We start from the raw sequence: 10399 nt of genomic DNA, 5'->3' as shown, positions 1-10399 counted from the left end.
GAGGGTTCAGCGCAGAAATGCAGCCCGTCCGCGCCTCGCGCGCACTCGCACGTGATCGCTCACATTGCCACCGATGCCCTACCAACGGTCAGAGCGAACTCGACCTTCGCATCCGTTCAGGCACACACCCCTTGGACCGCGCTCGGGCGTCAGTCTGGCCTCGAGACGAGTCGATTCAAGGCGCCGCGTCGAGGTCCGCTGAGCGGGCCGGTCAATGATGCCGCCTCGTGGTGGATGCGGGTGCTGGCGTGGAAGCACGCCGAGTCCCAGGAGGAAGGAAAACGGGACGGGGTAAGCGACGGTTGACCCCGCCCTTTGATGATCCTTCCCTTGCCACCAGCTCGCGGCGCCTACCCCGCACACTCCACCGCCCACCGTGCATTCTGGCGGGACATGAGGGTCGAGTGCGGCCCGGAATCGACCTTCATGTCCCGCTAGCACGGGTGGGGAGTGGCCGATGCCGTGGCGGGGTTGGCGGTCCGGGTTTAGCGGTCGACGCGGGCACCTCCTCCGGCGGCCAACTTGTGCACCTCGGCCTTGGTGGCCATGGTCGTGTCGCCAGGGGTGGTCATGGCCAGGGCGCCGTGGGCGGCCCCGAGGTTGACGGCACGCTCAAGGGTGTCGCCTTCGAGCAGGCCGTGAATCAGCCCGGACGCGAAGGAGTCTCCGCCGCCGACCCGGTCGAGGATCTCGAGGCCGTCACGTTGCGTGGCACGCACCACGCCAGAGTCCTTCGACCATGCCAGGGCACCCCAGTCGTTCACGGTCGCGGATCGCACGCCACGCATGGTGGTGGCGATGACGGAGAAGTTCGGGAACGCCTCAGCGGCGGCACCGATCATCTGCTCAAAGCCGGCCACATCCAGTTCAGCCAGGTCTTCGTCGACGCCAGGAACCTCAAACCCGAGGGAGGCGGTGAAGTCTTCCTCGTTGCCGATCATCACATCCACATGGGGTGCGATGGCGCGGTTGACCTCTTGGGCACGCTCCTTGCCACCAATCGCCTTCCACAGGCTGGGCCGATAGTTCAGGTCATAAGAGACGACGGTGCCGTGGGCGTGGGCGGCCTCCACGGCCGCGATCACGGTCTCGGCAGCGGTGTCCGACAGGGCCGCGAAGATGCCGCCGGTGTGAAGCCAGCGCACACCAAGCTCGCCGAAAAGATGATCGAAGTCAACGTCATCTGCAGTGAGCTGGGATGCGGCGGTGTGACCACGGTCCGAGACCCCGACCGCTCCGCGCACGCCAAAGCCACGCTCGGTGAAGTTCAGGCCGTTACGCACAGACCGGCCGATTCCGTCATAGTCCTTCCAGACGACGTTGCTGATGTCGACGCCTCCAGCGAGGATCAGGTTCTCCACCAAGTGGCCGACCTCGTTATCGGCCAACGCCGTCACAATGCCGGTGCGATACCCGAACGCGCGGGCAAGACCACGCGACACGTTGTACTCACCCCCACCCTCCCAGGCCGTAAAGGACCTGGCGGTGCGAATACGCCCCTCGCCCGGGTCCAGACGCAACATCACCTCGCCCAGCGAGACCGCATCGAAACGACACTCGGACGCTGCCTTCACGTTCAGCACAGACACTCAGGCCTCCTTCACCAGCGCGACGGCCTCCGCCGTCAGGCGCTGCACCTCATCAACATCACCGGCAGCAATCAGATCGCGGGGCACCATCCACGAACCCCCCACCGCATGCACCGCCGGGATCGACAAATACTCGTGAAGGTTCTTCGGCCCGATCCCACCCGTGGGCACAAACCTCACATCCTTGAACGGCGCCGCCAAGGCCTTGACCGCGGCCACACCGCCAGAGGTTTCCGCCGGGAAAAACTTCACCGTCGACACCCCCAACTCCAGGGCAGCCATCACCTCCGACGCCGTCACCGCACCCGGCAAAGCCAGCACCCCCCGCTCGGCACACCGCTCCACCACCGCACGGCTCAGTCCAGGCGAGACCACATACGACGCCCCCGCATCAGCCGCCTCATCCACCTGAGAGGCCGTCACCACCGTCCCAGCACCCACGACCATGTCACCACGAGCAACCATCACCCGAATCGACTCCACAGCAGCCGCCGTCCGGAACGTCACCTCCGCCACCGGCAAACCCCCCGCCACCAACGCCTCAGCCAACGGCCCCGCGTCAGACACCGCATCCAACACCACCACCGGCACCAACCGATGCTCACCCAACCGAGCCAGCACGTCGCTCACAGCGCCTCCCCGAGGTCGAGCGCGGCGATGTCGACCGGCTGGCCGGTGCGCAGCGACTGGTTACCGGCGATGCCGACGGACACCGCTCGGAGCCCGTCGCGATATCCGGCCGCGCGGCCCAGGGGGTCCTCCCCCACCAGCAGGTCGCGGCGGAAGACCTCCATCAGCAGGATGGCGTCGCCGCCGCCGTGGCCGCCGATGCCCGCGGGGATCTCGACCTCGACGGGAGCCTCCCAGTGGCGCTGGACCACCAGGCGGTCGCCCTCGGGGCGCAGCGACTGGGTGGCGACGCCCTCGGGCGTGGCGGAGGGGTCAAGCGTCACGTGTCCGTCCGGGTCGGCGATCACCGCACCCCGCTCGATGACCTCGAGCTCGGCCCGCCCCTCGGTGCCGTTGACCGTGACGCGGTAGCCCTCCCACGGCGCGTGGGCGTTGAGCGAATACGTCATGACGGCGCCCGAGCGGTAGTCCACGACCAGGGCGAGGTTGTCTTCGATGTCGATGCCGTCGTCGAACACGTCGCGGTCGCGAATGTAGCCGTCGTGGTGCTCGGACTTGAGGTAGAGCTCCTCCAGACGCGGGTCGTCGCGCAGGTCGAGCGAGAAGGGGTCGCCCTCCGCCCCGGTGCCTCGCGAGGGACGCTCACCCAGGCCGCGTGCGCGGGCGTTATCGCCGCCATAGAACTTGAGCCCGCCGCGGGCGTAAACGCGTTCGGGGACGTCGCCCAACCACCAGTTCACCAGGTCAAAGTGGTGCGAGGACTTGTGGATCAGCAGTCCGCCGGAGTTGGCCTTATTGCGGTGCCAGCGGCGGAAGTAGTCGGCGCCGTGGACCGTGTCGAGCGCCCACTCAAAATGCACGGACGTGACGCGGCCGATCCGGCCCGACGCGATCACCTCGCGCAGCGTCGAGTTGCGCGGCGCGTAGCGGTAGTTGAACGTCATGACGAGGTCGCGGCCCGTATCCGCGACGGCGGACGTGATGGTCTGGCAGCCCTCCGCGGTGGTGGTGAGTGGCTTCTCGACCACCACGTTGGCGCCGGCACGCATGGAGCGGTCCACCATCTCCGCGTGGGTCGCGTCGATGGTGGTGACGATGACGGTGTCGACCGACTGCTCGGCGATCATCGCCTCGAGCCCGTCGGCGTCGTAGCGCGGCAGCCCCGCACGCCCCTCGGCGCCCGAGCGCGAGCCGGCCACGCCGTCGTAGTACTCGATGCGCCCGGGGTTGCGGTCGAGCCAGGCGACGATCTCGGCGACGTCCGCGTGGTCGCCCGTGATCGCATCCACGTACATGCCGGCGCGGTGGCCCGTGCCGATGACGGCGTAGCGCGTGCGGGGGCGGTCGGCGGCCGGCTCCTCGAAGACGGGCATCACGAGCGGACTCGGCCCACCGGCGGGCTCGCGGCGCGGCGGGGCGGTGGGGTTCTGGTCGGCAACCTGGGTCACGGTGCGGGGGTCCAATCGGGTTCAGCGGGAGATGGCCGGGTACACGGCGCGGGGAATCTCGTAGGCGAGGTCCACGGCCGTCTCGGCCGCCTCCTCGAGCGACAGCCGGTGCTCGGCAACCAGGTGCGCGAGGTGGCCCGCGTCGATGCGCCTGGCGACGTCGTGCCTGGCAGGAATCGACAGGAACGCGCGAGTGTCGTCGACAAAGCCGGCCGTGTTGTAAAAGCCCGCGGTATCGGTGACGGTGTCACGGAAGCGGCGCATGGCATCGGGCGTATCGAGGAACCACCACGGCGCCCCCAGCCGCACCGCCGGGTACACCCCGGCGAGCGGCGCGAGTTCGCGGCCGAACACGTCCTCGTCCACGGTGAACAGCACCAGCGTGAGGCGGGGGTCGTGACCATAAAGGTTCAGCAGGGGACGCAGCGCGCGGGCGTGGTCAATGGGGACGGGGATGTCGTAACCCACGTCGGGCCCGCGCTCGGCGAACACACGCGCGTCGTAGTCGCGCAGAACGCCCGGGTGCAGCTGCATGACGAGGCCGTCCTCACACGACATCCGCGCCATCTCGGTGAGCATGTGGCCGGCGAAAGTGCGGGCCGATGCAGGATCGATCTTGCCCGCGAGCGCAGCCTGGAGGATCCGGTCGGCCTGGGCGGGGCTGAGGGGGGTGGTCTCGGCGTAGAGGTGTCCGTGGTCGGTGGCGCGAGCGCCCGCAGCGACGAACGCGGCGCGGCGCGACTCGATGGCCTCGATGTAGGTCGCGTAGTTGACGATGTCGATGCCCGCGCGTTCACCCATCGAGCGCACGCTCGCGAGCCAATCGGGGCGGTCGAGGTTCACCACCGCGTCGGGACGGAACGTGGGCACCACGCGGTCCGCGTAGCCGTCGCCAGCCAGCCGTGCGTGCGACGCTAGGGGGTCGTCGGCGGCATCGGTGGTTGCGAGGATCTCGATGTGCAGGCGGTCGAGCAGGGCGAGAGGCCGGAAGGCGGGCTCCGCCAGGCGCGCGGCGATCGCGTCGAAGGTCTGGTCGGCGTTGTCGGCGCTCAGGCGCGAGGTGACGCCGAGCACCTCCTCCAAGACGTGCTCCATCCAGATCCGCGTCGGCGTGCCGCGGAACAGCTTCCAACGCGAGGCGAACGCGCGCCAGATCTCGCGGGCGTCGGTCTCCACCGGCTCCCCATCGCGGCGAGGCACGCCCAGCGAGTCGTGGGAGACGCCCTGGGAAATCAGCATGCGCACGAGGTAGTGGTCGGGGATCACCAGGAGTGAGGCGGGGTCGCCGAAGGGGCGATTGTCGGCGAGCAGCGCCGCGTCGACATGTCCGTGCATCGACACGATCGGCAGGTTCCGAGTGGCAGCGAACAACTCACGGGCGATCGCGCGCTCCTCGGGCTGGGCAGGCAGCAACCGGTCGTCGTGCAGAGTGCTGAGCGGCGTGGTGGCGACAGTCACCTGGACCTCCTCGTCCTGATTGATTGGCACGTCAATGTGAAAAACTTGAATGCGCTTTCACGGCGTAAATCCCACTCTCTCACGCACAGAGACCTACGGCAAGCCCTTACCTAAATGAAAGATCCTGTGTCATGATGGGGCGACTCGCACCGTTCGGGAAGGGAGGCATCGATGGCCACACTGCAGGAGGTTGCGGTGGCCGCAGGCGTCTCCCCCGCCACCGCCTCGCGTGCGCTCAGCACCCCCGCATCGGTGTCGATAGAGCGCCGTCACAGGGTGCTTGAGGCGGCCGAACGCCTGGGCTACCGGCCCAATCGATCGGCTCAGGACCTCGCCTCGGGACGCAGCCGTCACATCGGCCTGGTCGTGCCCGACCTCGCCAACCCGTATTTCGCCACCGTGGCCAAGGGCGTTCAGGCGCAGGCTCGTGGGGCGCATCGCTCGGTCCTCGTCGCCGACACCGACGAGGACGTACGCGCGGAACGCGAGATCCTGGGAGACCTGCAGCCCAACGTCGGTGGACTATTGCTGTGTTCCCCTCGCCTCCCCGAGGACGAGGTTCGTGACGCCGCCACCCGCGGCCCGCTCGTCATTGTCAACCGCGAGGTTGCCGGTCTCGCCTCGGTCAGTTTCGACGTTGCCAGCGGCGTGCGCGCCGCCCTCGAGCATCTGAAGGCCCTCGGACACACGCGCGTGGCATATGTCGGCGGCCCTGCTTCATCGTGGTCGGACGCTCGCAGGCGTGCCGCGCTCGGCGACGTGAGCGGAGTAGAGATCGTCGACATCGGCGGCCATCGCCCCATCCACCAGGGCGGCGTCGCCGCGGCGGACCTCATCGTCGCCGCCGGAGCGACGGCCGTGCTCGCGTACAACGACCTGGTCGCGCTGGGCGTCATGAGCCGGCTTACCGCTCGGGGCCTCGACGTCCCTGGCGATATCTCGGTCGTCGGGTTCGACGACATCCCCGCGGCGTCGTACGCCTCCCCCGCCCTCACCACCGTCGCGTTGCCGCTCACCCGAGCGGGCCACGAGGCCACCACGCTACTTGATGGGCTCGACACGGCGGCCGCACCTCCCACCGTTCGCCTTGCCGTCGAACTCGTCGTGCGCGACTCGACCGGGCCCGCTGCCCGCCCCTGACAAAGGATGACAATGACGTCACTGCCCCGCCTATCCACCGCCACCCTCGCGTCCCTGAGCGCGTCCGGATTCCCTAGCGCCGTCGCGATACCGCCCGGACTCGACCGCACTACTGCGCCCGGTATCGTCCACTTGGGCATCGGCGCCTTCCACCGCGCCCACCAGGCCGTCTTCACTCAGCGCGCCGCGGCAGCGACGGCGGACGATCGCTGGGGCATCGTGGGCGTCACTCAGCGCAGCGCGGGGGTGCGCAGTCAGCTCGCACCCCAAGACGGGCTCTACGGGGTACTCGAACTCTCGGACGCTGGCGCAGGGATCGAGCTCGTCGGCCAGGTTCGCGACGTGTTGTTCCCCGCCGAGCAGACGGCCGACGTTCTCGCCGCCATCGCCGCCCCCACCACCCACATTGTCTCGCTGACGGTCACCGAAAAGGGCTACCGGAGGTCCGCCAGCGGCGGTCCCGATATGACCGATCCTGCGCTGGCTTTCGACCTCGAGCTCCTGTCACGAGAGATCGACGGAGCGGCCGATGCGACGGTCACCTCTCACAGCGCCATTGGTTTGCTCCTCAGAGGCCTCGCCCACCGCTGGCACGGTGGCGGCGAGCCCCTCACGGTGGTGGTGTGCGACAACCTGATGGACAACGGCCCCCAGGTTGAGTTGCTCGTCCATTCGATCGTCGACGCGTGCCCTGCGGCCGGGGCCGAAGGTTTCGTGGACTGGCTGCGCTCGTCGGTGGCCTTCCCCGCGACGATGGTCGATCGCATCGTCCCTGCCACGACCGACACCCATCGAGCGACTGCATCGGCCCTGGTGGGCGCGACGGACGCCGGCCTCGTCGTGGCCGAACCGTTCATGCAGTGGGTCATCCAGGATCGCTTCGCAGGAACCCGGCCTGCGTGGGAGCATGCCGGGGCGCAGATCACCGACGACGTGAGTGCATACGAGCACACCAAACTGCGCATCCTCAATGGGACACACTCGGCGCTGGCCTACCTGGGCGCGCTGCGAGGTCACGCGCTGATTGCCGACGCCGTCGCTGATCCCGAGCTCCACGCCTTCGCCCGCGCCCTGATCGACGAGGACGCCGTGCCGTCCTTGGCGCCGTCTGCCGAGATCGACACCGCCGCGTACCGTGAGTCAGTGCTGGAACGCTTCGCCAACGCGGCCATCGGCCACACGACCGTGCAGATCGCCATGGACGGTTCACAAAAGTTGCCCATCCGCTTCCTCGCGACGGCTCGGGACCGGTTGGCGGCGGGCCACGTGCCGCATGCGATCGCTCGCGCGGTCGCCGCTTGGATGCTCTACGTCCGCGCCACCACTGACGGCGAACTCGAGGTGGCGGGGCGCCGCGTGGAACTCGACGATCCGCTGGCCTCGCTCCTCGGCGAGCTGGCCGCGGGCCCGCTCGACGGCCTCGCCGACAGGCTCATCGACGGCAGCGGGATTTTCCCGGCCGGCGTGGCTGACGACGACCGCTTCCGCGCTGCGGTGAGATCCGCGGTGGCCGACCTCCAGGCGGTGACCGTATGACCGAGCCAGCCACGGCATCGGCCCTCGATTTTGCCGACGTCACCATCGTGCTGGCCGAGGGCGACGACGTCGCCGTGGCGACGCGCGACCTCGCGGGCGGCACCGTCGTGACTGGCGCACCTGGGGGCGACCTCACGGTGGGCTCGAACGTCGCGCGCGGGCACAAGATCGCCCTCCGCGCAATCGCCGAGGGCGAGTCGGTACGCAAGTACGGCCAGGTCATCGGACGCGCGACGGCCCCGATGAAGGCCGGCGCACACGTTCACGCCCACAACCTGGGCATGGACGACGGCGCACGCGAGATCGAGGTGGGCGTCGACCGCCGCCCCACCGTACCTGCCACGCGACTGCGCACCTTCGAGGGCTACCGCCGCTCCGACGGCACATGGGGCACCAGAAACTACGTGGGCATCGTCACGTCGGTGAACTGCTCGGCGTCGACCGCGCGCATGATCGCGGACCAATTCCGGGGTCCCGTGCTCGACGCCTATCCCCACGTGGACGGCGTGGTCGCCCTGACGCACGACACGGGCTGCGGATTGGTCCCCACGAGCGAGGGAGCGCAGATCACGCGGCGCACCCTTCAGGGCTACGCCTCGCACCCCAATATGGCCGGACTGCTGGTGCTAGGCCTGGGCTGCGAGATGTTGCCGGCCGCGACCATTCTCGATGGGGTGACGCTGCGTTCGGACCTGCCGGTCACCACCCTGACCATTCAGGACACGGGCGGGATCCGCGCCACGGTGCGCGCGGGCGTCGCCGCCATTGAAAAGATGCTTCCCACGATCGAGGCGCTACGACGCGAGACGGCGCCGGCATCGGCCCTCGTTCTCGGCACCAACTGCGGAGGGTCCGATGGCTATTCAGGGATTACTGCCAACCCCGCACTCGGACACGCAAGCGATCTCTTGATCGCCCAGGGCGGACGCTCGGCGCTAGCCGAAACGCCCGAGGTCTACGGCGCCGAGCACCTGCTGCTGCGCCGCGCTGTGTCCCAGGACGTGGCCGATGCCCTGGTCAGCCGCCTGCAGTGGTGGGAGAAGTATGCCGCTGACGGGGGCGGCACGCTCGACAACAACCCCTCCCCTGGCAACAAGGCCGGCGGACTCACGACCATCCTCGAGAAGTCACTCGGCGCCGTGGCGAAGTCCGGTTCGTCAGAATTGGTGGCGGTGCGCGAGTACGCGGAGAAGATCGACCTGCCCGGACTGACGTTCATGGACACGCCTGGCTACGACCCCGTGTCGGTGACCGGCTTGGTCGCGGGCGGGGCCACCGTCGTCGTGTTCACGACGGGCCGCGGCTCGGTGCTGGGCTGCAAGCCTGCGCCGTCGATCAAGGTCGCGACCAACACCGAGACCTACGAACGCATGCGCGAAGACATGGACCTCAACGCGGGGCGCATCGTCGACGGCTCTGCTTCCTTGGAGGAGGTGGGGCGAGAGATCTTCGAGAAGATCCTCACGGTCGCCTCCGGCGAGCAGACCGTGTCGGAAGAACTCGACCTCGGGTCCGACGAATTTGTGCCGTGGCAATTGGGGGCCGTGACGTAGGCGAACCGCGCGCGCAAGCGTCAGCGCCGTGCGGGCCGAGATCGCCAGTCGCCGACCCGGTCACCGCACGACGAACGCCTCAAGTCGCAGGAGCCGCCGCGCGTTGTCGGCGCCTATCTTGCGCTTGGCCGCAGCGGACAGCGACGTCGCCTCCAAAGCCGCAACGGCATCGGCCGTGCGCTCGTATGGATAGTCGACCGCGAAGGCGACGTTGTCGATACCCACGATCGCGACGAGCGCCTCGATGACCGCGGGCGAGAACACGCCACTCGTGGTGACCACGACGTTGTGTCCGAAGTACTCCGACGGGGGCCGCTCGAGCGGCTGGGGCGGGGTGATGGTGGCGTACCGGGAGTTGAATCGGGTGAGCTGGAAAGGGAGAAACTCGCCCGCGTGACCGAGGATCATCGTCGCGTTCGGATGGCGGTCGAACACACCCGAAGCGATCACCCGCATCGCGTGCCCTCCGGTGGTCGCCTGCCAACTCCAGAGTGCTCCGTCTAGCTCCGGCCGGCCGTCGAGTACCCGCCAATGATCTGCCGCGGGCATGCCCGGGTGGAGGTAGAGAGGAACGCCCAAGTCGGCGAGCGTCGCCCACAACCCGTCGTATGCCGGGTCGTCCAGGTAGCGGCCCTGAACATGGTCGTTCACCAGTGCACCGACGCTTCCGAGCTCCTCGACGCTGCGTCGCAGCTCGACGACGGCGGCGTCGGGGTCCTGGAGCGGGAGCGTCGCGAAGGCGGCGAAGCGGTCGGGGTGTATCGCGACGAAGGCGGCGAGAGAGTCGTTGGCGAACCGCGCAGCCTCCACCGCGTGCGCGGGGTTCGCGATCGCCTCGACACCGGGGGTGGTCAACGACAGGACCTGCATGGCGACCCCATGCTCGTTCATGTCGGCAAGTCTGAGGTCGGCGACCTCCGGCAACCGCGCCGCCATGTCGGCAAGAAAGCGCGGCTCGACATTGGACGGCAGGGGCACCGAGAGCCCCATGTCGGCGAGCGCGGGGACCATCACGGCCTCCTCGATCGCGATGTAGCCGTCCATC

At 68.7% G+C, this 10399-nt stretch carries 8 protein-coding genes; 3 read left to right on the top strand and 5 right to left on the bottom strand.

Annotated features, from left to right (window positions below; genetic code table 11):
* Window positions 1-485: 485 nt before the first annotated feature.
* The 4 genes from B7K24_RS05310 to uxaC all read right to left on the bottom strand — a co-directional run bounded on the left by B7K24_RS05310 (window position 486) and on the right by uxaC (window position 5125).
* On the bottom strand, window positions 486-1589 hold the full coding sequence (locus B7K24_RS05310; protein ID WP_084129073.1) for a sugar kinase: 1104 nt from the start codon (window positions 1587-1589) through the stop codon (window positions 486-488).
* A complete protein-coding gene (gene eda, locus B7K24_RS05305; protein ID WP_307181990.1) occupies window positions 1590-2210 on the bottom strand; it encodes a bifunctional 4-hydroxy-2-oxoglutarate aldolase/2-dehydro-3-deoxy-phosphogluconate aldolase in 621 nt (206 codons plus the stop codon).
* A gap of 5 nt (window positions 2211-2215) precedes the next feature.
* Window positions 2216-3592: a Gfo/Idh/MocA family protein gene (locus B7K24_RS05300; RefSeq protein ID WP_084129266.1), complete on the bottom strand. Its 1377-nt coding sequence runs from the start codon at window positions 3590-3592 to the stop codon at window positions 2216-2218.
* A 96-nt stretch (window positions 3593-3688) separates the two neighbouring features.
* Complete coding sequence (uxaC, locus tag B7K24_RS05295; protein WP_084129071.1) at window positions 3689-5125, bottom strand: glucuronate isomerase; 1437 nt, start codon at window positions 5123-5125, stop codon at window positions 3689-3691.
* A gap of 171 nt (window positions 5126-5296) precedes the next feature.
* On the opposite strand from uxaC, the gene B7K24_RS05290 reads away from it, so the two are divergent.
* The 3 genes from B7K24_RS05290 to B7K24_RS05280 are packed head-to-tail and all read left to right on the top strand — an operon-like array spanning window position 5297 to window position 9354.
* A complete protein-coding gene (locus B7K24_RS05290) occupies window positions 5297-6265 on the top strand; it encodes a LacI family DNA-binding transcriptional regulator (RefSeq protein ID WP_084129070.1) in 969 nt (322 codons plus the stop codon).
* Window positions 6266-6277: 12 nt separating this feature from the next.
* Window positions 6278-7801 carry a mannitol dehydrogenase family protein gene (locus tag B7K24_RS05285; RefSeq protein ID WP_084129069.1) on the top strand — a complete coding sequence of 508 codons (1524 nt, stop codon included), beginning with the start codon at window positions 6278-6280 and terminating at the stop codon, window positions 7799-7801.
* Window positions 7798-9354 (top strand): UxaA family hydrolase, encoded by a 1557-nt coding sequence (locus B7K24_RS05280; protein WP_084129068.1) that lies wholly within the window; start codon window positions 7798-7800, stop codon window positions 9352-9354. Before B7K24_RS05285 ends, B7K24_RS05280 begins: the two co-directional genes overlap by 4 nt.
* 60 nt (window positions 9355-9414) lie before the next feature.
* Here the strand turns inward: B7K24_RS05280 and B7K24_RS05275 are convergent, their stop codons facing one another.
* A complete protein-coding gene (locus B7K24_RS05275) occupies window positions 9415-10398 on the bottom strand; it encodes an amidohydrolase family protein (RefSeq protein ID WP_084129067.1) in 984 nt (327 codons plus the stop codon).
* Between the last annotated feature and the right edge of the window lies 1 nt (window position 10399).

Source organism: Demequina sp. NBRC 110055 (assembly GCF_002090135.1).
Lineage (GTDB): Bacteria > Actinomycetota > Actinomycetes > Actinomycetales > Demequinaceae > Demequina.
Note: the sequence above shows the minus strand (reverse complement) of the source record. Positions and strands in the feature narration are given on the sequence as shown.

Excerpts from the sequence above, each read along its gene's own strand:
- B7K24_RS05300 (WP_084129266.1), bottom strand. The coding sequence starts at position 3,592 with ATGCCCGTCTTCGAGGAGCCGGCCGCCGACCGCCCCCGCACGCGCTAC.
- B7K24_RS05290 (WP_084129070.1), top strand. The coding sequence starts at position 5,297 with ATGGCCACACTGCAGGAGGTTGCGGTGGCCGCAGGCGTCTCCCCCGCC.
- B7K24_RS05285 (WP_084129069.1), top strand. The coding sequence starts at position 6,278 with ATGACGTCACTGCCCCGCCTATCCACCGCCACCCTCGCGTCCCTGAGC.
- B7K24_RS05280 (WP_084129068.1), top strand. The coding sequence starts at position 7,798 with ATGACCGAGCCAGCCACGGCATCGGCCCTCGATTTTGCCGACGTCACC.
- B7K24_RS05275 (WP_084129067.1), bottom strand. The coding sequence starts at position 10,398 with ATGGACGGCTACATCGCGATCGAGGAGGCCGTGATGGTCCCCGCGCTC.